The organism is Pseudomonas sp. P8_229, from assembly GCF_034008635.1.
Classification (GTDB): domain Bacteria; phylum Pseudomonadota; class Gammaproteobacteria; order Pseudomonadales; family Pseudomonadaceae; genus Aquipseudomonas.
Window position 1 is genome coordinate 6,014,540 of sequence record NZ_CP125378.1, and the last position, 23,516, is coordinate 6,038,055.

The window sequence follows — 23,516 nt, forward strand, 5'->3', positions numbered from 1 at the left end:
TCCTCAGGCGACGGTGACATGCAAGGTTTCAACGGCGTGGCGCCGGTAACCACCGGGGTTCCAGTCGGCTTGCAGCGGCTGAACCTCGCCGGCACGGTTGCTCGCCCGCACGCTCAAGGGCGTGACGCCCGGATCGCTGAAGGTCACGGTCAACGTCCATTCGCGGAACGAGTAGCGGCCCAGATCCTCGCCCAGCGTCGCGTCGCGCCAGCTGTTGCCGTTGTCCAGCGAGACCTGCACCTTGTCGATGCCGGCGCCGCCATCGAACGCGATGCCCTTGAGCATCACGTCGGTGGCGCGCGGCAGTACGTCGCCGGGGGCGACGCTGGTGATGAAACTGCGCACCGGCAACGTCGAGATCGGCAGGGTTTTCGCTGCCGCCGTGCCGGGCGCCACGCAGAAACAGTCGTTGTCGGGCACGCGATAGCCCTTGCTCATGAAGAAGCCGTCGAAGGTCTGGTCGATCACCTCGATCTCGCTCAGGTGCTTGACCCAATAGGTGCCGAAATAGCCCGGCACCACCAGACGAATCGGGTAGCCGTTGAGGAAGGGCAGGTCACTGCCGTTCATTGACCAGGCAATCAGCGGCTCGCCGTCCGTGGCATGGCGGATGTCCAGCGCCTTGATGAACTCGGGCGTGCTCGGCAGCACCGGTTTGTCCAGCCCGCGAAAGGTTACCTGACGCGCCTCGGGCCTGACGCCGGCCTTGTCCAGCAGCGCCTTGAGCGGCACCCCGAGCCAGCGTGCATTGCCCATGGAGCCGTTGCCCAATTGCGCGCCGAACACCCGTGGCGTCGAGAAACCACGGCTGTTGCCCGAACATTGGTTGACTGCAACCACTTCCACCGGCGGGGCCAGAGCCTTGAGCTGCGCGAGCGACAGCGACAGCGGTGTGTCGACCGAGCCCTTGACCGTCAGCCGGTAAGTGTCCGGATCGATACTGAGCGGAAAGTTTGCCAAGTGGTAGCGGACGAAAAATGCATCGTTGGGCGTGAGCGGGCCTTCATTAAATACGCTGAAGGGTGTTTCAAGGTGCGGTGGGCGGGTGGTGACAAGAATCAGCGGTCGTTTCTGCGGATATTGCACCCGCGGACGCGGACCGGCGGCGAAGGTCACTTGCTCGGCATTCGGCTCCGCCGCGCTGGCGAGTCGGGCCAGCGGTGAGGCAGCCAGCGTCAGGGCCAGGGCGTCACGCATCAGGCGTCGACGGCTCGGGTTGCAGTCGTCCTTCATGGAGTTCTCTCTTGTTGTGGGTGATCGGTATCGATCCCCTCAACACTAGCCGCCTCGCGAAAGCTGTCGCTTTTCATTGCACGTCAGAGGCTTCGCATTTGACGACAGACCCGCCATCACTGGGCCTTGCCGCAAATTTGTCATGAAATGAAAAGTCATTGTCGTCTGATGCGAAGCGACCCGGCGGCGGCAGTCCTACAGTCCAGTCAACGCCCAACGAGGCAGCCCGCCAATCTTGCAGGGAGAATAAGAAAACATGGCCAAAGCCATACGCTTTCACGAAACCGGTGGTCCCGAAGTCCTTCGCCTGGAAGAGGTCGACGTCGGTGATCCAGGTCCGGGCCAGGTGCGCCTGCGTCATGTCGCGGTCGGTTTGAACTACGCCGACACCTACTTTCGCAACGGCACTTACCCGATTCCACTGCCTGCCGGCATGGGCGTCGAGGCGTCCGGCGTGGTCCAGGCCATCGGCGAGGGCGTGAGCAACGTCCGCGTCGGTGATCGGGTGACCTACACCGGGTTCCTCAACACCCTGGGTGCCTATAGCACCGAACGCCTGATGCCTGCCGCACCGCTGATCAAACTGCCGGAAACCATCAGTTTCGAAACTGCAGCCGCGATGACCATGCGCGGCCTGACGTCGGCCTACCTGATGCGGCGTATCCACGACTTCAAGGAAGGTGACAGCATTCTGTTGCACGCGGCGGCGGGCGGCGTTGGCCTGATCGTCGCGCAGTGGGCGCGGTTGCTCGGCCTGAAGGTAATCGGCACCGTGTCCACCGAGGCCAAGGCTGAAATCGCCCGCGCCCATGGTTGCGAGCACGTCATCAACTACAGCCATGAAGACGTGGCGCAACGCGTTCGCGAACTGACTGACGGGGTCGGGGTGAACGTGGTGTTCGACAGCGTCGGCAAAAACACCTTCATGGGGTCGCTCGATTCGCTCAAGCGCCGGGGCCTGATGGTCTGCGTCGGCACTGCGTCCGGGCCGATACCGCCGTTCGACCCGGTGTTGCTGGCGATGAAGGGCTCGGTGTTCCTGACCCGTCCGGCGCTGGCCGACTACATCGCCGATCCAGCGGAAAAAGCCGCACTCGCCGGCGAGCTGTTCGATCACGTCGGCAGCGGTCGGATCAAGATTGAAATCAATCAGCACTACGCCTTGCAGGATGCCGTTCAGGCCCATCGCGACCTGGAATCACGCAAGACCACGGGCTCATCGATTTTCGTCATTTAAGGGAGTCGTCAGCCATGAAAGTCGAACAGTTGACTTGCACCATTGGCGCGGAACTGATCGGCGTGAACCTCGCCGATGCCGTGCATGACGACGACCTTTTTGCCGAAATCCGCCAACAGTTGCTCAAGCACCGGGTGGTGTTTCTGCGTGATCAACCCATCAGCCGCGCTCAACACGTAGCCTTCGCCCGACGCTTTGGTGAGCTGGAGGATCATCCGGTGGCCGGCAGCGACCCGGAGCATCCGGGTCTGGTGCGCATCTACAAGAGCCCGGAGCATCCGGCGGAACGTTACGAGAATTCCTGGCACAGCGACGCCACCTGGCGTGAAGCGCCGCCAATGGGCTGCGTGTTGCGCTGCGTGGAATGCCCGCCGGTGGGCGGTGACACCATGTGGGTGAACATGGTCGAGGCCTATGCGCGGTTACCGGATGACGTGAAAACGAAGATCGCTGGTCTGCGCGCACGCCACAGCATCGAAGCGAGTTTCGGTGCAGCGATGCCGATCGAAAAACGTCTGGCGCTCAAGGCGCTGTACCCGGACGCTGAGCACCCGGTGGTGCGCACCCACCCGGAAACCGCCGAGAAGGTGCTGTTCGTCAACGCCTTCGCCACCCATTTGAGCAACTTCCACACCCCGGATCGGGTGCGCTTCGGCCAGGACGCCAACCCCGGTGCCGGCGAACTGCTGCGCTACCTGATCAGTCAGGCCTACATCCCCGAGTATCAGGTGCGCTGGCGGTGGAAGCCCGACAGCATCGCGATCTGGGACAACCGCAGTACCCAGCACTACGCCGTGATGGACTACCCGCCGTGCCATCGCAAGATGGATCGGGCCGCGATCGTCGGCGACAAGCCGTACTGATACAGCACTGTTGCATTTTTCCTCGTCAAGACGCCGGGCCGGTGTGAACCCGGCTGGGCGGACAATCATAAAAACAGGAGTAAACCATGCAATTTCTCGACGATTCCCTGCACCCGGAAACCATGGAAAAAGTCGTCATCACCGTGGCCCCGTACGGTCCTGAGTGGATGCCCGAAGACTTCCCCGAAGACATCCCGCTGACCATGGACGAGCAGGTGCAGAAAGCGGTCGATTGCTACGAGGCCGGCGCCACCGTGCTGCACCTGCATGTGCGTGAACTCGACGGCAAGGGCTCCAAGCGCCTGTCCAAATTCAATGAGCTGATTGCCGGAGTGCGGGAAGCGGTGCCGGACATGATCATTCAGGTCGGCGGCTCGATTTCCTTCGCCCCGGAAAGCGAAGGCGAAGCGGCCAAGTGGTTGTCGGATGACACCCGGCACATGCTGGCGGAGCTGACGCCGAAGCCGGATCAGGTCACGGTGGCGATCAACACCACCCAGATGAACATCATGGAGTTGCTGTACCCGCAATACCTCGAAGGCACCTCGCTGGCGAGCCCGGCGATACATGCCGCCTACAGTGAAATGACCGTGCCGGCCGGCCCGGCCTGGGTCGCTGAACACCTGCGCCGGCTGATGGCGGCGGGGGTGCAGCCGCACTTTCAATTGACCGGCATGCATGCGCTGGAAACCCTGATGCGCCTGGTGCGCAGCGGCGTGTACATGGGCCCGCTGAACCTGACCTGGATCGGCATCGGCGGCGGTTTCGACGGCCCCAATCCGTTCAACTTCTTCAACTTCATCCACCGCGTGCCGGACGGTTGCACCCTGACCTCCGAGTCGCTGCTGAAGAACGTGCTGCCGTTCAACACCATGGCGTTGGCCATGGGCCTGCACCCACGGGTGGGCAACGAAGACACGATCATCGATCACAAGGGCGCGCGTTTCAGCTCGGTGCAGCAGATCCGGCAGACCGTGCGCATTGCCCATGAACTGGGCCGGGACATCGCCAGCGGCAAGGAAGCCCGGGAGATTTATCGCATCGGCGTGCAATACCAGAGCGTCGAAGAAACCCTGCTGGCCAATGGCATGGCGCCCAACCGCAAGGCCGGGCAGAAAGGCGTGCCGCAACGCCGCTGACCGACGCGGGCGAGGGCGGCTGACGCCCTCGCTCGCTGCTTCACCTGAAACGCTCGATAACAACAAATACAACAAAGTTTCGAGGAGGCTGTATGGCCTATCACCCCATCGCCAGCGATGACGCTGCCAGCGACGTCGGCGTGGCGCGTCCCTACGCCTGGATCGTGTTTGCCCTGACGTTCGGCCTGTTGATTTCCGATTACATGTCGCGCCAGGTACTCAACGCCGTGTTTCCGATGCTCAAGGGCGATTGGGCCTTGAGCGACAGCCAGCTAGGCCTGCTCAGCGGCATCGTGGCGCTGATGGTCGGGCTGCTGACATTCCCGCTGTCACTCCTGGCCGACCGCTTTGGCCGGGTCAGGAGCCTGGCGTTCATGGCGCTGCTGTGGAGTCTGGCGACGCTGGGTTGCGCGGTGGCGCAGGATTATCCGCAGATGTTCATCGCGCGCTTCATGGTCGGCGTTGGTGAAGCCGCTTACGGCAGCGTCGGTATTGCCGTGGTGATCTCGGTGTTTCCCAAACATCTGCGCGCTACGCTGACCAGCGCCTTCATGGCCGGCGGCATGTTCGGTTCGGTGCTGGGCATGGCGCTGGGCGGGGTTATCGCCGCGAAACTCGGCTGGCGCTGGTCGTTTGCCGGCATGGCGCTGTTCGGCCTGCTGCTGGCGGTGCTGTACCCGCTGATCGTCAAGGAAGCGCGGATCGCTCCGCAGCGCGCAGCATTGATCGCGAGCAAGGCCACCGCAGCGGTCAAGCGCCCGTTGAGCACGCTGTATTCCAGCCGTTCGGTGGTTGCCACTTACATCGGCAGCGGTTTGCAGTTGTTCGTCGGCGGCACGGTGATTGTGTGGATGCCCAGTTACCTGAATCGCTATTACGCCATGGGCACCGACAAGGCCGGCGCGGTCGCGGCAATCATCGTGTTGTGCAGCGGCGCCGGGATGATCGTCTGCGGCATGCTCAGTGATCGCCTGTGTCGGCACTCGCCGGAACGCAAAGTGGCGCTCGCCATCGGCTATTGCCTGGGCAGTTGCCTGTTGCTGTCGGCCGCATTTGCATTGCCGCCGGGGCCTGCGCAATTGCTGCTGATCGGCCTGGGCATGCTGATCGCCGCCGGCACTACCGGGCCTGCCGGGGCGATGGTTGCCAACCTGACCCACGCTTCGGTGCACGGCACGGCGTTCGCCACGCTGACCCTGGCCAATAACCTGCTGGGCCTGGCGCCGGGGCCGTTTCTGACCGGCAGGCTGTCGGACCTGATCGGCCTGCAGGGCGCGTTCCAATTGGTGCCGCTGGTAAGCATCGCGGCGGCAGCGGTGTTCTTTTACGCCAAATGTCATTACCGCAAGGACATCGCCCGATTGGCCGGAGAACGGCTCAACGAACCCATGAGCAAAGCTGTGTTGGAGGTGAAGGTGTGAGTGCTGTGTGCCGTCGCATACCCGTGTCTGAAGCCCGCTGCCCAAGGCCTGGAGGCCGGGCGTTGATCGAGTTCGAAGACAAGAGCCTGGCGCTGTTCAACATCGACGGCGAGCTGTTGGCCATCGACGACAGCTGCCCGCATCAGGGCGCCTCGCTGTGTGGCGGGCGGCTGGAGGGCAGGGTGATCCAGTGCTGCGCCCACGGTCTGCGTTTCGATCTGCGCAGCGGTTACCTGCTCAATTCACCCGTGCTCAAAGTCCCTTGCTACCCGGTCGAGGTGATCGACGGCGAGGTGTTTATCGTGATCGCTGCCGAGGAAACCGTCTCATGAGTACCCTTGTGCTGACTCGCATCCACAGCCAGACCCGCGTCCTGGCACCGGGATTTATCGTCAGCCTGATCGTCGCGGCGGCCGCCTCGTTCCTGTCCGAGCACTACGGCGCGCCGGTGATGCTGTTTGCCTTGCTGTTGGGCATGGCGCTGAACTTTCTTGCCGGTGACGGCGTGTGCAAGGCCGGTATCGAGTTCACCGCGCGCACCGTGTTGCGCCTCGGCGTCGCGTTGCTGGGGATGCGCATTACGTTGGAGCAGATGGCCGCGCTGGGCTGGAAACCGGTGGCGCTGGTGGTGATGCTGGTGCTGGTGACGATTGGCGTGTCGGTGATCGCCGCCAAAGCGCTGGGCTTTCAGCGGCTGTTCGGCATGCTCACCGGTGGCGCCACGGCGATCTGCGGCGCTTCGGCAGCGTTGGCACTGGCGGCGGCGTTGCCGCACCACCCGCAGAAAGAGCGGGCGACGCTGTTCACGGTGATCGGCGTTTCGGCGTTGTCGACCACGGCGATGATCCTCTACCCGATGATCGCCAACGCCTTGTCGTTATCGCCACAGCTGGCGGGGATATTTCTCGGCGCAACCATTCACGATGTCGCCCAAGTGGTCGGCGCCGGTTACAGCCTGTCGACCGAAACCGGCGACACCGCCACGGTGGTCAAGTTGATGCGGGTGGCGATGCTGCTGCCGGTGATCCTCTGTGCGGCGATGATCACCCGCCGCCAAGGCCTCGACACCTCGGGCAAACGCCCGCCGTTGCTGCCGTGGTTTGCCGTCGGTTTTCTGTTGCTGGCCGGCATCAACAGCACTGGCTGGGTGGTGCCGGCGGTGCAGGGCGCGGTCAATGAGCTGTCGCGCTGGAGCCTGGTGGTGTCGATCAGTGCATTGGGCATGAAGACCCAGCTCAAGGAACTGGCGGCGGTCGGCATCAAACCGATCCTGCTGATGGTCGGGGAAACGGTGTTTCTCGCGGTGCTGGTGCTGCTGGTATTGCACTGGGGCTTTTAAGTTCAGGCAGGCCGCGTCGAGCCGGTTCGCCGGCCCGGTGCGGTGTTTGAACCGGTGTTAATCACACTGGTTTTTTGCGGCGACTGTTTCGACAGTCGCCGTTTTTTTTGCTCAGGCCTGCTGCCGGCCCTTTTGCGTGCTGCGCCAGGTGGCGGGCGGCATGCCGAACTGGGTGATGAACCAGCGGGTGAACGAGCTGGCCATGGAATAACCGAGCATGTCGCCGATGCGGCTGAGCGAGTAGTTGGGGTTTTCCAGGTAACGCAGCACCAGGTCGCGGCGCACGTCGTTGATCAGGTCGTTGAACGCGCAGCCTTCGTCCTTCAGGCGACGTTGCAGGGTGCGCACGTTCATGCCCTGGGTCTGGGCGATCTGTTCGATGGTGGCGCGGCCCATGGGCAGCAGCAGGTAGATTGCCTTGCGCACTTCGAACAGCAATGACGGGCCTTCGTGGCTCAACAGCGAGTCGAGATAGCTCTGGGCGTAACGGGCCATGGCCGGGTCGGCGTTGGGGTTGGTCATGTCCAGGCTGGCGTCGGAACAGACGATGCCATTGAACTCGCTGCCGAACTCCAGGGTGCAGCCGAACAGGCGTCGGTGCAGTTGCAGGTTGTCCGGCGGCTGGTGGGTGAAATTCACGCTGTAGGGGTGCCAGTGGGTGCCGAGCAGCGCCGAGCACAGGCGGAACATCACACCGATCGCCAGCTCCGTGGCCTGGCGGCTGGGCATCGGGGTTTCGGTGACCACCTCTTCACGAATGATCACCATCTTGCCGGCCTCCTCAATGAAGATCGCCAGCGAATCGTTCATCAAATGCCGGTATTGCACCACCACCTGCAAGGCGTCGCGCAGGGTGCGCTGGTGGCTGAGCAACAGGCTGACCACGCCGAAGTCCGAGAGCTGACGCGATTCGGCCATGCTCAGGCCGAAGCTCTGGCAACCGCTGGCGGCGGATGAATCCTCCAGCAGGCGCACCGCTGCATCGATCGGAATACGGTGCTCCGGCGCTTGCAGTTGCGCTTTGCTCAGGCCGACACCGGCGAGTACGTCGCGCGGGTTGAAGCCAAGGTACTGGGTGACCTCCAGGTAGTTGGTCAAGACAGCGGCGCGAACAAGCGTGGGCATGCTGAGGTCTTTCCTGGGCCGATTGCGATTCAGAGGAGCCTGGCGACTATATCCAGCGCACCTGCACTTGAACAGTTGCGACAGGGGCCGTGGCACTCGCCAAATGCGCAGCCTGTTAACGGCGTCGCAAAGCCGCGAACGCCGCGATGCCCTTTGATTACAGCGACTGGACGGCAACTTGCGAGGTTTTTCGATCAGCGGTCAACGTGCCGCCGGCGTCGTCGATCTGTCATCAAAAGAAAAGTCACTGACGTCCAATGAAAAGCGTCCCGGGTGGGCGCTCTTTAATGTCGACCCTACAAAAAGCCCCTGGCGCAACAGCCAGTCGAGTCATCGAGAAAGCGAAGGTGTCGAAGTGGACAAACTGCAGACTGCCGCAACCGTTCTGATCGTACCGGGCCTGCGTGAGCACGTGGCCGAACATTGGCAAACGCTGCTTGCGGCCAGGCTGCACAACGTGCGCAGCGTGCCGCCACTGACGACCGACAAACTCGACTGCGGCGCCCGGGTGCGCGCGATCGAACAGCAACTGCAAGCCATCGATGGCCCGGTGATTGTGGTGGCCCACAGTGCCGGCGTACTGATGGTCGCGCACTGGGCGGCGCACTTTGCCGCGCAAAGCCGCCGACCGATCAAGGGCGCGCTGCTGGTTGCACCGCCGGATCTCGACGCGCCATGGCCGCAAGGCTATCCCTCGCCGGACACCTTGCGCACGCAAGGCTGGAGTCCACTGCCGACCGGCCCGCTGCCATTTCCCAGCCTGGTCGTCGCCAGCACCAACGATCACCTCGCCAGCCTTGAGGCCGTGAGCCGCATGGCCGCCGGCTGGGGCGCCGAACTGCACAATGCCGGCGCCGTCGGCCATCTCAATCCGGCTGCCGGCTTCGGCCCGTGGCCACTTGCCGAAACCCTGATCCAGGCACTGGATCGCTGATTTCAGGTGCCGGTGGGCTGCACGCCACCGGCCATCGCCCTCACACCTGAACACGCTGCCCTGACTTGGGGAAGCGCGAGGGCAGCTGCGCTTAAAACAACTACAAAAAAGCGGAGACACCATGCACAACCCTGACAAGCGTCACCGATTCGCCCCTTCGCGTCGCACCGTGCTGGCTTCGGCCATTCTCGCCGCCGCCATGCCTGGCGCCCAGGCGGTGGAGCTGGACACCGGCAACCCGGACTGGACGGCGCGGCTGGATAACACCGTCAAATACAACTACGGCGTGCGCACCGAAAGTGCCGACAAACGCATGTTGGCAACGCCGAACAACAACGATGGCGACTACAACTTTCGCAAGGCCGGCACCACCATCAGCAACCGTGTCGACCTGCTGACCGAAATGGACGTGGTCTACAAGAACGCCATGGGTTTTCGTGTCAGTGCCGCCAGTTGGTACGACCAGGCTTATGAAAACGCCGGTTCCAACAGCAACCCGTTCGTCAACGGTAATGACGCCCGCTCCGGACTGGTCGCCAACGACCCGCGTCTGGCCGGGGTGACCCAGGACAACGTCGGCAACGGCAGCCCGCACTTGAGCAACTACGCCAAGCGCTATTACAGCGGACCGTCCGGCGAGATTCTCGATGCATTCGTGTTCTACAGCACCGACGTTGGCGAGCAGTCACTGCTCAGCGTCAAGGCCGGTCAGCACAATGTGTTCTGGGGGGAAACCCTGCTTAACCCGGTGCACTCGGTGAGTTACGGCCAGTCGGGACTGGACCTGGCGAAACTCGCCGCATCCCCCGGCACCGAAGCCAAGGAACTGTTCGTACCGCGCAAGCAGTTGTCGATGTCGCTCACGGTCAATCCCGAGCTGACCGTCGGCGCGCAGTATTTTCTCGACTGGGACGCCGCGCGGTTGCCCGAGGCCGGGACCTACTACGGCGGTTCCGATCTGGTCGGCTTCGGTGCGCAATCGTTCCTCTTGGGCAACACCAATGCGGTGGTCCCGGGCAGTCCGCTGGGCTGCGGCCTGGCGCCGTGCAACGGTTTGACCAACGTGCGCCGTGGGCATGACCTGACGCCCGGCAGCAGCGGCGACTGGGGCGTCATGGCCAAGTGGTCGCCGGCCTGGCTCGATGGCACGCTCGGCGTCTATTACCGCAACACCTCGGACATCCTGCCCCAGGCCTGGCTCAACGCGACCGGGCTGACGTCGGCCAATGCCAACGGCTCGCGGCCGGCGGGGCAGGTGCCGGGGGTGGTGAACATTCTCAATTCGTTGAGTACCAGCACCTACCAACTGGCCTACGCCGACAACATTCAGATCTTCGGCCTGAGCCTGTCCAAGGACGTTGGCGGGATCAGCGTTGGCTCGGACTTGAACATCCGTCACAACATGCCGCTGGCGAGTATCCCGGCGATTGTCAGTTCCACCAGCCCGCTGGGATTGGGCGCGGGCCTCGGCCTGCTCCCGGCGCGCACCGCCGAGACCGGGGTGATCTACGACACGCCGAGTCGCGGCGACAGCATGAGCGCCACCGGCGACACCTTGCACTGGACGCTCAACGGCCTGATGAGCATGGGCAAGACCCCACTGTTCGATTCGGCGACGCTGCTTTCCGAGCTGTACTACAGCAACCTGCTCAAACTCGATAACAAGAACGCTGCGCTGTACAAGGGCAACGACAGTTATCGCGGGATCGACGCGCCGACCCGCGACAACTGGGGCATCGCCGTCAACTTCACGCCGACCTGGTACCAGGTGCTGCCCGGTGTCGACTTCAACCTGCCGCTGTCGATCAACGCGGGGCTGGCCGGTGTGTCGCCGGTGTCTGGCGGCGGTGCGAAGAACACCGGCAACTACGCCGTGGGCGTCGGTGCCGTGGCGTACAACAAATACTTCATCGACCTCAAATACGTGGACTCCTTCGGCAAGACCGACAAGTGCGACGCCAGCGGCATGAGCACCGGCGCGGCCCAGGCCAGCGGTGGCGACGGCTCCACGCCCAATGCCTTCAGCGGCAATCAGAACTACGCCTGTTACGGCGGCGGCTATTCGGCGTTTTCCGGTGGCGGGGCCACCACCGCCGACCGTGGCGCGGTGTACCTGACGATGAAAACCACGTTTTGACTCAACGCTTGATCACCCACGGCTCAAGGGCTCAGTCCCGCAGGCAGGAGAACAATAAGATGAAATGTGTGCACACGTTGCTCGCCGTATCACTGGCCATGGCCATCGCCGCTCAGGCCCAAGCCGCCGTCTCGGCGCAGGACGCCGCCAAACTGGGCAGCAACCTGACGTTGGTCGGCGCCGAAAAAGCCGCCAATGCCGACGGCTCGATTCCCGCCTACACGGGCGGTCTGACCACGCCACCGGCAACCTTCAAACCCGGTGACAGCATGCGCCCGGATCCCTTTGCCGAGGAAAAACCGCTGCTGATGATCGATGGCAAAAACGTCGAGCAGTACAAGGGTGAACTCAGCGCCACCAGCGTCGAACTCGCCAAGCGCTTCCCCAGCTTCCATATCAATGTGTACCCGACTCACCGCACGGTCTCACTGCCCAAAGCGGTGCTCGACAACGGGGTGAAAAACGCCACTGGCGCCAAGTCGCTGGAAGGCGGGCTGGCGATCGACAACGTGCTGCCCGGGGTGCCGTTTCCGATTCCGCAATCAGGCAACGAGGCGATGTGGAATTTTCTGCTGCGCTATCAGGGTGTGAGCATCAATTCCAAGTACGACTCGTGGAACGTTGACTCGGCGGGCGTGGCGAGCCTCGCGATCACCGGGCAGGCGTTCATTTCCTATCCGATCTACGAAAACCTCACGCAGCCGATCAACAGCGCCGATATCTACTACCAGATGAAACTGTCGTACACCGGGCCAGCACGACGGGCCGGCGAAGCGATCATGCTCAAGGACGCCGCGAACCCATTGCAGCAACCGCGCCGTGCCTGGCAGTACTTGCCAGGGCAGCGCCGGGTCAAGCTGGCACCGAACCTGGCCTACGACACGCCTAATCCTGGCACCGCCGGCGCGGGCACCTACGACGATGTGTTCGTGTTCAACGGCGCGCTGGACCGCTACGACTGGAAGCTGCTGGGCAAGCAGGAAATGATCGTGCCCTACAACACCTACAAGCTGACTTATGCCCAGGATCCGAAAGCGCTGACCACCGCCAATCACCTCGCTGCGGACTATGTGCGCTGGGAAAAACACCGGGTCTGGGTGGTGGAAGGCACGCTCAAGGCCGGCGCGCGGCACATCTACCAGAAGCGCCGCTTCTATCTGGATGAAGACAGCTGGACCGCTCTGGCCTCCGATCAATACGACGCTCGCGGTCAGCTGTATCGCGGCTCGTTCGCTTTCCTCAGCCAGAGCTACGACAAGCAGGTCCCGGACTCCACGCCGTTCATGATCTACGACCTGGTCGGCGGTTCGTACAACATCAACGGAGTGGTGGGGCCGTACGGCGGCATCAAGTACATCGAGCCGCTTTCGAAAGCGCAGTGGTCCTCGGAATCGTTGGCCGGCAGTGGTATTCGCTAGGGGACGCGTCATGCATGCGCATACAAAACACCGGCAGTGGGCGTTGGGCGCATTGCTGATGCTGGCTCAGGGTTGGGTTGCTGCCGGCGATTATGTCGATGTGCTGGACCTGCCGGCCAAGGTCAGCGCGCTGGCCACCAGCAGTCCGTTGACCGGCGTGGCCCGCGCCGGGGAGCGACTGGTTGCGGTCGGGCAGCGCGGGCACATCGTCTATTCCGATGACGCCGGCCAGCATTGGCAGCAGGCCGCCGTACCGGTGAGCGCTGACCTCAGCGCGGTCAACTTTGCTTCGCCGACGCAAGGCTGGGCGGTCGGCAACGACGGCGTGGTGTTGCACAGCAACGACGCCGGGGCGACCTGGCGCAAGCAACTCGATGGCCGGCAGATCGGCGCGTTGCTGGTCGAGCACTACGGCGCGCTGGCCCGCGCCGAACCCGACAATCCGCAGTGGCCGTTGCTGGTGGCTGAAGGTCAGCGGCTGGTGGAGCAGGGCGCCGACAAACCGTTGCTGGATGTCTGGTTTGCCAACGAGCAGCTCGGTTATGTGGTCGGCGTGTTCAACCTGATTCTGCGCACCACGGACGGCGGCCAGCATTGGACGCCGTTCCAGGATCGTACCGACAACCCGCAAGGCTTTCACCTCAACGCCATCGCCTCGACCGGCGACGGGCTGTACATCGCCGGCGAGCAAGGCCTGCTGCTCAAGTGGGAGGACGCCCGCCAGCGTTTCGTTGCGCGGCCGACGCCGTACCAGGGCAGCTTTTTCGGTGTGCTCGGCAAGCCCGGCGAAGTGCTCGCCTATGGCCTGCGCGGCAACATCTGGCGCAGCACCGACGGCGGCAACAACTGGACGCCGCAGGCCAGCGGCCTGCACGTGAGCATCACCGCCGGGCTCGTCGATGCCGATGGCAATTACCGCTTGTTCAGCCAGGGCGGGAAGATGTTGCTCAGCCACGGCCATGACGCGCATTTGCAGTGGCAACAGCAAGTCGAACCCGTGCCAGTGGCCGGCGCCGCACAAGCCGCCAACGGTGCGCTGGTGCTCGCCGGCAGTCGTGGCGTGCTGAGCCTGCGCACACAACAAGAATAAAAACCTCAGAGCGAGAACCCGGATATGGGCACTATCGAGCAAGACGGCATGCCGGTCATCCGCGATCTGCGTGACTTCGACCGCCATTGCGGCAACCGCCTGGAACGGCTGGTGTTCAACCACCGCCCGCTGTTCATGCTGTTGATGACACTGGTCACGCTGCTGCTGGGCTACATGGCCGTCACCCGTCTGGAGCTGCGTCCCAGCTTCGAAAAGATGATTGCGCAGAGCCAGCCGTACATCCAGAACTACCTGGAAAATCGCCAGTCATTGCGCGGCCTGGGCAATTCAGTGCGGGTGGTGGTGGAAAACACCCGGGGCGATATCTTCGACCCGGCGTACCTCGATGTGCTCAAGCAGGTCAACGATCAGTTGTTCCTCACCGACGGTGTTGACCGCGCCTGGATGAAGTCGCTGTGGAGCCCGGCGGTGCGCTGGACCGAAGTCACTGAAGAAGGCTTTCAGGGCGGCCCGGTGATGCCCGATGCCTACCAGGGCCGGCCGGAGCAGATCGAACAGTTGCGCCAGAACATTTCCCGCGCCGGCATCGTCGGCAGTCTGGTGGCCAGTGACTACAAGTCGAGCATGCTGGTGGTGCCGCTGCTCGACAAAGCGGCGGCGGGCGGCCAGCCGATCAACTATCACGGCTTCTCGCGGATGCTCGAAGAGCAATTGCGCGACAAGATCGAGTTTGCCGGTGACAGCGCGGCGCGCAAGGCCGGCGCCGAGGGCAAAGGCCCGTACAAGGTGCGGGTGATCGGTTTCGCCAAACTGATGGGCGACCTGATCGACGGGCTGATTCAAGTGATGATGTTTTTTGCGTTGGCGGTGATCACCTCGCTGCTGATCATCTACTTCTACACCCGCTGCGTGCGCAGCACTTTGCTGGTGGTCGGCTGCTCGCTGGTGGCGGTGGTCTGGCAACTGGGCATCATTGCCTGGCTCGGCTATGCCATCGATCCGTACTCGGTGCTGGTGCCGTTCCTGATCTTTGCCATCGGCGTCTCCCACGCCGCGCAGAAAATGAACGGCATCCTGCAGGACATCGCTCGCGGCACTCACCGACTGGTCGCCGCGCGCTACACCTTTCGCCGCTTGTTCATTGCCGGGGTCACCGCGTTGCTGGCCGACGCGGTGGGCTTCGCCGTGTTGATGCTGATCGACATTCCGGTGATCAAGGACCTGGCGATCACCGCGAGCATCGGCGTCGCGGTGCTGATCTTCACCTCGCTGTTGCTGATGCCGGTGGCGCTGTCCTACGTCGGTGTCGGCGCCAAAGCGGCGGAGCGTGCGCTGCAGATCGACACCCGGGCCGAGCGGCACAAAGGCTTCGGCAAGCTGTGGGACTGGCTCGACCGTTTCACCACGGTCAAATGGGCCACGGGGGCGGTGCTGGTGGCGCTGTTGATGGGCATCGGCGGTTTCGTCATCAGCCTGCAACTGAAGATCGGCGACCTGCAAAGTGGCGCCCCGGAGCTGCGCGCCGACTCGCGCTATAACCGCGACAACGCTTACATCACTCAGCATTACGCACTGTCCAGCGACCTGTTCGCGGTGATGATCAAGACTCCGCCCGAAGGCTGCCTGAACTATAAAACGTTGATATTGGCCGATCGGCTGGCCTGGACGCTGCAGCAGAACCCCGGCGTGCAAGCAACGGCGTCGCTGGTCAACGCAGTGCGGCAGATCACCGCCGGCACGTACGAAGGCAACCCCAAGCTCAACAGCATCCAGCGCAATCAGGACGTGCTCAATTACGCCGCGCAACAGGCCTCGGTCAACTCACCGGAACTGTTCAATACCGACTGCTCGCTGATGCCGGTGATTGCCTTCCTGAAGGACCACAAGGCCGAGACGCTGGATGCGGTGGTGGCGCTGGCGGATAAGTTCGCCCGGGAAAACAGCAGTGCTGACCGCCAGTTCCTGCTCGCCGCTGGCAGCGCCGGGATCGAAGCGGCGACCAACATTGTGGTGCGCGAAGCCAATCGCACCATGCTGTTGTACGTCTACGCGGCGGTGACGCTGTTCTGCCTGATCACCTTCCGCAGCTGGCGCGCCACACTCGTAGCGCTGCTGCCACTGGTGCTGACCTCGATCCTCTGCGAGGCGTTGATGGTGGTAATGGGCATCGGCGTAAAAGTCGCGACCCTGCCGGTGATCGCATTGGGGGTGGGAATCGGCGTGGATTACGCGCTGTACCTGCTCAGCGTGCAGCTGCAGTACCAGCGCCAGGGCCTGTCGTTGTCCCAGGCTTATCGCAACGCAGTGTCGTTCACCGGGCGCGTGGTGGGGCTGGTCGGCATTACCCTGGCGGCCGGCGTGGTGTGCTGGGCCTGGTCGCCGATCAAGTTTCAGGCGGACATGGGCATCCTGCTGACGTTCATGTTCCTGTGGAACATGCTCGGTGCACTGATCCTGATTCCGGCGCTGTCGTACTTTCTGTTGCGCAAGGTCTCGGTGAGTGCTCGCCCCGCACCTGCCGTTGAACGCGCCGCAGCGAGAGCAAGCTCGCTCGCCACCTGATAAAAAATGACGCGGCAGATCGCCTGCCTCTTGTACATTTGGCGCCTGTGAACTTGATGGAAGGAGCAGGGCACATGAGCGTACCGGATCAGCAGGCGTGGCTGCCGTGGACGCCCGAGCAGTTATCGCAGAGGTTGCGAAAGGTTTCGCGGCCTTGGTGCGTAGTCGGTGGATGGGCGCTGGATTTATGGATGGGGGTGCAAACCCGCGCGCACAGCGACCTGGAGTTCACCGTCCTGCGCAATGATTTCTGCTGTTTCCGGCAAGCGTTGGGGGATCTCGATTTCTACGCGGTCAAAGACGGTTCGTTCGAGTTTCTGCCGGAGGGCGGCATTCCCGCGAGCGACGTTTTTCAGGTCTGGGGTTATGACAAGGCTGCCAGTGCCTGGCGGGTGGACGTGATGATCGAGCCCGGCACCCCGGACACCTGGGTGTATAAAAGAGCCCCGGCGATTTTTTATCCGCGCAGCGAAATGGTCGCTCGCAGCCCGTACGGCATTGCCTATTTGCGCCCGGCGGCAACGCTGTTGTTCAAAGCCAAAAACACTCGGGAAAAAGATCGCAGTGACTTCAACAGAGCACTGCCGCTTTTGTCTGCTGAAGAGCGCCAGTGGCTGGCCCGGCATCTGACGCTGTTGCATCCCGAACATGACTGGTTGCGCACGCTCAGATGAAGCAAGCCCCGGTCGGGCAGCAAGCCGGACCGGGTGGTGGGATAGCCGCGAAAAATAGCTGTTCAGACTTGCGCCATTCCAGGCGTTACCAGCGCCGGGGCAATTCGACGTTGCGCTCGGCTGCCGCCAGGGCCTGGATCAGACCAGCCTTGTCGAACGCGATGCAATAGGCCGGTTTGGCACGCTCGAATCGCCAGCTGTCATCCAGGTTTCCTGCGTCGACCGCATCAAAGCCGATTTCATCCAGAAGTCGACTGACCAGTGCCTTGGCCTGCGCATCATCAGCAGCAATTGGCAACGCCCGGCGTTCGTTCGAGTGCGCGGGCCGTGCGTCCTTCAGCAGATCACCGGCAAGGATGGCATTGAACACCTTGACCACCGTTGCCCCCGTCAGATGCTGCGCGAGCAAACGGCTGGTGGTGCTTTGATGATTATCGAGAACCGCGATATGACCGTCTCGATCGGGGTAATAGTTGTTGGCGTCCAGTACGGTTTTCCCCACAAACCACTCAGACGGCAGGCTGGGGTAGTGCTCGAACGGAATCGCCACCAGCACCACATCAGCAAACTGCACGGCCTGCTCTACGCTGCCGATCTGGCAGCCGGCGACACCGCTGAGCACGCTGCTCATTGTTTGCGGCCCGCGCGAGTTACTCAGCATCGCTTCATGCCCGGCGGCAATCAGCAATTGCGCCACGGCGCGCCCTATGAATCCGGCTCCAACAATTCCAATACGCATCACGTGCTCCTTGATCGGGTTTGAAGGGCCTATGATGATTGCTAACCAGATGCTGATAAATTGCGGTTTGTTACTTGCTTTCGATAACAGGAGTTTCGAATGGATCGTCTTGGCAGCATGGCAGCTTTTGTAATGGCTGCCGAAGCAGGCTCCTATGCCAGTGCCGCTCAACGCTTGGGCATGTCAGCGCAGATGGTCGCCAAACATGTCGCCGCGCTGGAGCAGAGACTGGGTGCGCGGCTGCTCAATCGCACCACGCGCCGACAGAGCCTGACCGAACTGGGCAGCGCGTATTACGAGCGTTGCAAGCACATCGTGGGTGAAGCCGAGGCCGCCGATTCACTGGCGCAAATCATGAGCGACACACCGCGTGGAAAACTCAAGGTCAGTGCGCCGGTGTCCTTTGGTTCCTATAGCCTGATGCCGTTCGTGACCGGGTTTCTGCGCGAGTTTCCCGAGGTGGAAATCGACCTGCATCTGACCGACCGCGCCGTCGATCTGGTGGAGGAGGGTTTTGAGGTGGCCTTCCGGATCGGTCCCCTGGCCACCTCCAGCCTGACGGCCAGACCCTTGGCACCTTATCGACTGGTGGTCTGCGCATCGCCCGCGTACCTGGCGGAGCGCGGGACACCGCAGGTGCCGGCGGATTTGCAGGAACACGAATGTCTCGGTTATGCCTATTGGTCGCGGCCGGCCGATCGTGAGTGGCAGTTTTTCAAGGGTTCGCAGGCGTATAGCGTGCCGGTGAGCAGTCGTCTGCACGTCAACGAGAGCAAGGCCTTGTTGTCGGCTGCAGTGGATGGGTTCGGCATCGTGCTGGGGCCGGCGGATTTTCTTCAGCCGGCCTTGCGTGCGGGAGAGTTGGTTCAGCTACTGGAGGGTTTCGAGGCGCCCAGTCGAGCGATGCATCTGCTGTACACGGCGAACCGGCAGAAAACTGCCAAGGTTCGCCGGTTTATCGATGCGGCCGTGAAGCGCTTTGCGCAGTGAAGCTGGACGTTGGGTTACCGACGAATCGCCGCGTATGACTTGCCCAGATCACTGGCCCAACCGTCCAGCACGCCTTTGACGTCATCGGCGGTCAGCACCTGTTTGTCGTTTTCCAGCGGCACGCCGGTGCCCTTGCGCACGACTTCGGCGACCACTTCGCCGGTGGAGCCGTCCTCGAACGAGACCTCGGTGGCGATTTCACTGTCCTGGTCACGGATGCCGGTGGCGGTACTCACGCCGGCGGCAACCAGGGTCACCGGCAGCCATTCATAGAAGCGCAGGCCCTGGGTGCTGGCAGCGACGCGAGTGATCGCCGGTCTGACGGTCAGGGTATTCGGACCGGGTCTGGACACCAGGTGCATGACCTTGCCCAGCTCGAGCCTGAGGGCCGCGTCGTAGTAGTCGGTGACGCCGGACAGTGTGCTCAGCGGGATCCGCTCGGTCGGCGCGGCGCTGGGGTAGAACTGGCTGGGCGCCAGATAGGCCTGGGTGTAGCGACCCCGGGCCAGCGCCGGGCTGACCCAGCCCAGCACCGTCTGGCCCGAGGGCGACTTGTGCTCGCTGAGCACGCTGTAATCGTGCAGGAACCCCGTGTACTTCTCGGGCTCGACGGTTTTGCTGCTGCAGGCCGACAGGCTCAGGGACGCTGTGCACATCAGTGTCATCAAGCAATGGCTTCTTATCATGCGAATCCTTGTTTTGCGCTTTTGACCCACGTCGTTCAAGCGCGGGCGGTGGTTGGGGGAGAGAGTGGCGGAGTATTGTCCGAGCACTCGATGTGCAACTGGCCGTGGGTCATGATCCAGTGGATGAGGTCGGCGGTCGGAATCGAATGGACGTACTCCACCCATTGCGCCTGGGAGGGGCCGTACTGCTCGAAATAGCGGCGCAAGACGATGCGGCTTTGATCATCAGACAAGCCCAGGCAAAACTCCTGGAACAGCAGCGGCGTGTCGTGCTCAGGCGCCGTGGTGCGCTGGCTGAGAATCAACGGATAGCGGGCGTCGTGTCCCTCGGCGGTGTACCTGCTGTGCAAAGCCTTCATGAGATGCCCCCTGTTTTGGAAGGCGTGCAGGGTGGCAGAGGGTTTTTGCCGGACAATGTCCGCTTGATGTCCGGGGCGACGGAATGTTGCTCGATTGAAATAAATGACCCGGGCGCCGGAATAGTTTTAGATGCGTTCTTTTTTGGCCTGAGGATCCTGTGAACGTGAGCAGACTGCTGATCGTCGACGATGACGTGGAAATTCTCGCCTTGCTGAAGAAGTTCTTCGTCCAGCACGCCTACGAGGTCGATGTGGCCGTTGACGGCGTAGCGATGTGGGCGGCGATTGCGCAGCAGCGTCCAGACACGATCATTCTCGACCTGATGCTGCCCGGTGAAGGTGGCTTGAGCCTGTGCCAGAAAGTGCGGGCACAGATGGGCATTCCGATCATCATGCTGACCGCCATGGGCGAATTGAGTGACCGCATCGTAGGCCTCGAACTGGGCGCGGATGACTACGTGACCAAACCGTTTGCCCCGCGTGAGCTGCTGGCCCGCCTGCGCGCTGTGCAACGCCGCGCCGGTGAGCAGGTCGGCCCCGTGAGCGAGCCGTCGCGGCCGGTAGTCGCTTTCGCCGGTTGGCACCTGGACATCACCTGCCGCGAACTGCGTTCGCCGCAAAACGTGATGATTCCGCTGTCCGGTGGCGAGTTCGATCTGCTGGTGGTGTTTCTCGAACACCCGCAACGCATCCTCACCCGCGAACAACTGATCGACCTGTCTCGCGGCCAGGGCCACGACGCCTTTGATCGCAGCATCGATGTGCAGGTCAGCCGCCTGCGGCGCAAGATCGAACCGGACAGTAAACGCCCTGACCTGATTCGCACGGTGCGCAACGGCGGTTATATGTTCACGGCCAAGGTCACGCGCTCATGATCCGCCGGTTTTTGCGGCGCGACCCGCTGAGTCGGCGGATCGCGCTGACCATCGTCGTGGCCATGCTCGCTTCGCTGGCGCTCAATTTCCTGTTCGTGGAGGTGGCGGGAACGTGGGCGCGCCCGCCCATCGAACGCACCGGATTGCTGGAGCAGATTGCCGCCACCGTCAAGGTGATCGAGGCCGCACCGACGCCTTTGCGCGCGCAACTGGCGCAAGCGGCAAACGGCCCGACACAGGAAGTGATGTGGAGTGCGCAACGCGACGAATTCGGATTGCCACCCGGGGGGACGCTGCTCATAGCAGACAAGGCATCGGTGTTGCACCAGTTGTTGGGCGATGATCGACAGATTCGGGTGTTCAATCCCGCTGACTGGCCGAGCGACAGTCCGCGGGCCCGGTATGCGGCGCTGGTTCAACTGCCGGATGCCAGCTGGTTGTTGTTCTCATCGCGCGAACGCTCCTGGGGACTGGACATCGGCACACGCATTGCGATCATCATTGCCTTGGGCCTGATCGCCACGGTGCTGGTGGCCTGGCTTGCCACGTACCAACTGGCCAGACCGCTGCAGCGTTTCGCCAGCGCCGCCCGACGCTTCGGCGGCGATCTGCGTGCGCCGCCGATCAAGATCGAAGGCCCGGACGAGATCCGCCAGGCGATCATCGCCTTCAACACCATGCAGGCGCAGATTCAGCACTACATCGGCGAACGCACGCACATGCTCGCATCGATTTCCCACGACTTGCGCGCACCACTGACCCGGATGCGCCTGCGCAGCGAGTTCATGGAAGACTTTGATCATCAGGACAAACTGATCCGTGACATCGAAGAGATGCAGTCGATGATCAACGCCGCGCTGGCGTTCTTTCGCGAAGACACCCAGCCGGAGCAAACCACCGCGTTCGACCTGTCGGAGTTGCTGCAGACGATCATCGACGACTACCGCGACCAGCACATCGCCATCGGTTTCAGCGGCCCGGCGCATCTGGTGTATGAGGGGCGTCCGCTGGGGATCAAACGGGTGATCGTCAACCTGCTGGAAAACGCAGAGAAGTATGCGCAGCAGCCAACCATTGCGCTGCGCAGTGACGGCTACAGCATCTGTATCGATGTCACTGACGAGGGGCCGGGAATTCCTGACGCGTCGTTGCAGCGGGTATTCGATCCGTTCTTCCGCCTGGAAACCTCGCGCAACCGCGAAACCGGTGGTGTCGGGCTGGGGCTGTCGTCGGCGCGGGCCATTGTGCGCGAGCAGGGCGGGGAGCTGACGTTGAGTAATCGCAGTCGCGGTGGCTTGCTGGCCAGGGTTGAGCTGCCGCTGTAGCGCCTGAAGCCCTGATAACGACCGACAAGCGCTTCGCGGCTTGCCGATATGAATTTTGTTCTGTAGATTTTCATGAAATTACAAGAGCAGAATTTCACGAGGCCGCGAATGTTTCTGCAATCCCAGCGCCATGTCGACAGCTACTACGCCCACAGTTGTGCCGATATCCTCAGCCAACGACCGGCGCTTGAAGGCGCGCAGGACAGCGATGTGGTGATCATCGGCGCGGGGTTCAGTGGCTTGCACACGGCGTTGCGTCTGGCCTTGGCCGGCAAGCGTGTCACGGTGCTGGAAGCCAGTCGTGTGGCGTGGGCCGCGTCGGGGCGTAACGGCGGGCAGGCGATTCTGGGCTGGTCGTGCGACATGCCGCCGCTGGAAGCCGCGCTGGGGCATGAACGGGCAAAACGCCTGTGGGACGGTATGCGTTGGGCCGCGCAGGAGTTGCGCGCACTGCCCGGGCGTCACGGCTTCGATTGCGACTATCGCCCGGGGCATTTGTGGACGTCGGTGATGCCGCGTCGGGTCAGCCTGCTGACCGAATGGCAACACGAAGCCAGTCACAAGTGGGGCCACGATGCACTGCAATTCATTCCCCGTGAAGACTTGCCGCAATGGGTCGCCAGCGAGCGTTATCAGGCCGGCCTCTACGATGCCGAGGGCGCGCACCTCAATCCGCTGAAACTGGCCCTCGGACTGGCCGCCGCCATCGAGCGTGCCGGTGGGCGCATCCATGAACAAAGCAAGGCGTTGAGTTATCAGCCTGAGGGCGGTGGTTGGCGGGTCAACACCGCGCGCGGTTCGGTGAAGGCCGACGTGCTGGTGCTGGCCTGCAACGCCTATCTCGATGAACTCGACCCGCAACTCGCCAGCTGCATCTTGCCGGTCGGCACCTATCAGGTGGCCACCGCGCCGCTGACGTCGGAGCAAGCCACCGCGCTGCTGCCGAGCAACGTCTGCGTGACCGACAATCAGTTCGTCCTCGATTACTTCCGCCGCACGCCCGACAACCGCTTGTTGTTCGGGGGCGGCTGTACCTATCTCGGCGGCATGCCCAAGGACATCGCGGCGGCCACCCGACCGTTTCTCGAACGGGTGTTCCCACAGCTCAAAGGCGTCGAGCTGGAGTTCGCCTGGGGCGGGCATATCGACCTGACGATCAAGCGCACCCCGGACATAGGTTGCGAGGGCCAGCGTTATTGGTTGCAGGGTTATTCGGGCCACGGCGTACTGCCGACGCTGGCCGCCGCCCGTGCAGTGTCCGATGCGATTCTCGGCCAAGAGGATGAATTGGCGTTGTATCAGGGCCTGAGCAATGGCAGTTTCCCCGGCGGCAAATATCTCGCCGCACCGCTGGAAGCCATCGGCAAGGCCTGGTACCGACTGCGCGACAGCATTTGATGAAAGATTTT

The 23,516-nt window shown here is 62.8% G+C and carries 21 protein-coding genes; 16 read left to right on the forward strand and 5 right to left on the reverse strand.

What is annotated here, in order from left to right:
* Positions 1–3: 3 nt before the first annotated feature.
* Positions 4–1,233 carry a molybdopterin-dependent oxidoreductase gene (locus QMK55_RS27050; RefSeq protein ID WP_102356921.1) on the reverse strand — a complete coding sequence of 410 codons (1,230 nt, stop codon included), beginning with the start codon at positions 1,231–1,233 and terminating at the stop codon, positions 4–6.
* Between the two features lie 256 nt (positions 1,234–1,489).
* Between QMK55_RS27050 and QMK55_RS27055 the strand changes: the two genes are divergently transcribed.
* The 6 genes from QMK55_RS27055 (at position 1,490) to QMK55_RS27080 (ending at position 7,232) form a co-directional block, all read left to right on the forward strand.
* Positions 1,490–2,470 (forward strand): quinone oxidoreductase family protein, encoded by a 981-nt coding sequence (locus QMK55_RS27055; RefSeq protein WP_102356922.1) that lies wholly within the window; start codon positions 1,490–1,492, stop codon positions 2,468–2,470.
* Positions 2,471–2,484: 14 nt separating this feature from the next.
* A complete protein-coding gene (locus tag QMK55_RS27060; protein ID WP_102356923.1) occupies positions 2,485–3,333 on the forward strand; it encodes a TauD/TfdA dioxygenase family protein in 849 nt (282 codons plus the stop codon).
* A gap of 86 nt (positions 3,334–3,419) precedes the next feature.
* The gene (locus QMK55_RS27065; RefSeq protein WP_102356924.1) at positions 3,420–4,472 is read left to right on the forward strand and encodes a 3-keto-5-aminohexanoate cleavage protein; all 1,053 of its coding nucleotides are present in this window, start codon (positions 3,420–3,422) and stop codon (positions 4,470–4,472) included.
* Between the two features lie 92 nt (positions 4,473–4,564).
* Entirely contained in the window at positions 4,565–5,893 is a 1,329-nt protein-coding gene (locus QMK55_RS27070) for an MFS transporter (RefSeq protein WP_102356925.1), read from the forward strand.
* Positions 5,894–5,898: 5 nt separating this feature from the next.
* Entirely contained in the window at positions 5,899–6,225 is a 327-nt protein-coding gene (locus QMK55_RS27075) for a Rieske (2Fe-2S) protein (protein WP_102356959.1), read from the forward strand.
* Entirely contained in the window at positions 6,222–7,232 is a 1,011-nt protein-coding gene (locus QMK55_RS27080; RefSeq protein ID WP_320328185.1) for a YeiH family protein, read from the forward strand. The genes QMK55_RS27075 and QMK55_RS27080 overlap by 4 nt, the downstream gene beginning before the upstream one ends.
* 111 nt (positions 7,233–7,343) lie before the next feature.
* On the opposite strand, the gene QMK55_RS27085 is transcribed toward QMK55_RS27080, so the two are convergent.
* Entirely contained in the window at positions 7,344–8,357 is a 1,014-nt protein-coding gene (locus QMK55_RS27085) for an AraC family transcriptional regulator (RefSeq protein WP_102356927.1), read from the reverse strand.
* Positions 8,358–8,712: 355 nt separating this feature from the next.
* On the opposite strand from QMK55_RS27085, the gene QMK55_RS27090 reads away from it, so the two are divergent.
* The 6 genes from QMK55_RS27090 to QMK55_RS27115 all read left to right on the forward strand — a co-directional run bounded on the left by QMK55_RS27090 (position 8,713) and on the right by QMK55_RS27115 (position 17,133).
* Entirely contained in the window at positions 8,713–9,291 is a 579-nt protein-coding gene (locus tag QMK55_RS27090; protein WP_102356960.1) for an RBBP9/YdeN family alpha/beta hydrolase, read from the forward strand.
* A 121-nt stretch (positions 9,292–9,412) separates the two neighbouring features.
* The gene (locus tag QMK55_RS27095) at positions 9,413–11,428 is read left to right on the forward strand and encodes a DUF1302 domain-containing protein (protein ID WP_320328186.1); all 2,016 of its coding nucleotides are present in this window, start codon (positions 9,413–9,415) and stop codon (positions 11,426–11,428) included.
* 59 nt (positions 11,429–11,487) lie between these two features.
* On the forward strand, positions 11,488–12,846 hold the full coding sequence (locus QMK55_RS27100) for a DUF1329 domain-containing protein (protein WP_102356929.1): 1,359 nt from the start codon (positions 11,488–11,490) through the stop codon (positions 12,844–12,846).
* Positions 12,847–12,856: 10 nt separating this feature from the next.
* On the forward strand, positions 12,857–13,936 hold the full coding sequence (locus tag QMK55_RS27105; protein WP_320328187.1) for a WD40/YVTN/BNR-like repeat-containing protein: 1,080 nt from the start codon (positions 12,857–12,859) through the stop codon (positions 13,934–13,936).
* A 24-nt stretch (positions 13,937–13,960) separates the two neighbouring features.
* Positions 13,961–16,459: an efflux RND transporter permease subunit gene (locus QMK55_RS27110; protein WP_320328188.1), complete on the forward strand. Its 2,499-nt coding sequence runs from the start codon at positions 13,961–13,963 to the stop codon at positions 16,457–16,459.
* 74 nt (positions 16,460–16,533) lie between these two features.
* On the forward strand, positions 16,534–17,133 hold the full coding sequence (locus QMK55_RS27115; protein ID WP_102356932.1) for a nucleotidyltransferase domain-containing protein: 600 nt from the start codon (positions 16,534–16,536) through the stop codon (positions 17,131–17,133).
* A gap of 85 nt (positions 17,134–17,218) precedes the next feature.
* Here QMK55_RS27115 and QMK55_RS27120 read toward each other — a convergent pair whose 3' ends face one another.
* Positions 17,219–17,872, reverse strand: coding sequence for an NADPH-dependent F420 reductase (locus tag QMK55_RS27120; protein WP_102356933.1), 654 nt, complete (start codon positions 17,870–17,872; stop codon positions 17,219–17,221).
* A 99-nt stretch (positions 17,873–17,971) separates the two neighbouring features.
* Between QMK55_RS27120 and QMK55_RS27125 the strand changes: the two genes are divergently transcribed.
* Positions 17,972–18,862, forward strand: coding sequence for a LysR family transcriptional regulator (locus QMK55_RS27125; protein ID WP_102356934.1), 891 nt, complete (start codon positions 17,972–17,974; stop codon positions 18,860–18,862).
* 14 nt (positions 18,863–18,876) lie between these two features.
* On the opposite strand, the gene QMK55_RS27130 is transcribed toward QMK55_RS27125, so the two are convergent.
* Both QMK55_RS27130 and QMK55_RS27135 read right to left on the reverse strand, forming a co-directional pair.
* Entirely contained in the window at positions 18,877–19,518 is a 642-nt protein-coding gene (locus QMK55_RS27130; protein ID WP_371859068.1) for a DUF3313 domain-containing protein, read from the reverse strand.
* 65 nt (positions 19,519–19,583) lie between these two features.
* Complete coding sequence (locus QMK55_RS27135) at positions 19,584–19,907, reverse strand: hypothetical protein (protein ID WP_320328189.1); 324 nt, start codon at positions 19,905–19,907, stop codon at positions 19,584–19,586.
* 164 nt (positions 19,908–20,071) lie between these two features.
* Here QMK55_RS27135 and QMK55_RS27140 point away from each other — a divergent pair, with 164 nt between their 5' ends.
* The 3 genes from QMK55_RS27140 (at position 20,072) to QMK55_RS27150 (ending at position 23,505) form a co-directional block, all read left to right on the forward strand.
* Complete coding sequence (locus QMK55_RS27140; protein ID WP_102356937.1) at positions 20,072–20,782, forward strand: response regulator; 711 nt, start codon at positions 20,072–20,074, stop codon at positions 20,780–20,782.
* Entirely contained in the window at positions 20,779–22,107 is a 1,329-nt protein-coding gene (locus tag QMK55_RS27145; protein WP_102356938.1) for an ATP-binding protein, read from the forward strand. The genes QMK55_RS27140 and QMK55_RS27145 overlap by 4 nt, the downstream gene beginning before the upstream one ends.
* A 108-nt stretch (positions 22,108–22,215) precedes the next feature.
* Positions 22,216–23,505: an NAD(P)/FAD-dependent oxidoreductase gene (locus QMK55_RS27150; RefSeq protein ID WP_102356939.1), complete on the forward strand. Its 1,290-nt coding sequence runs from the start codon at positions 22,216–22,218 to the stop codon at positions 23,503–23,505.
* Positions 23,506–23,516 lie beyond the last annotated feature (11 nt).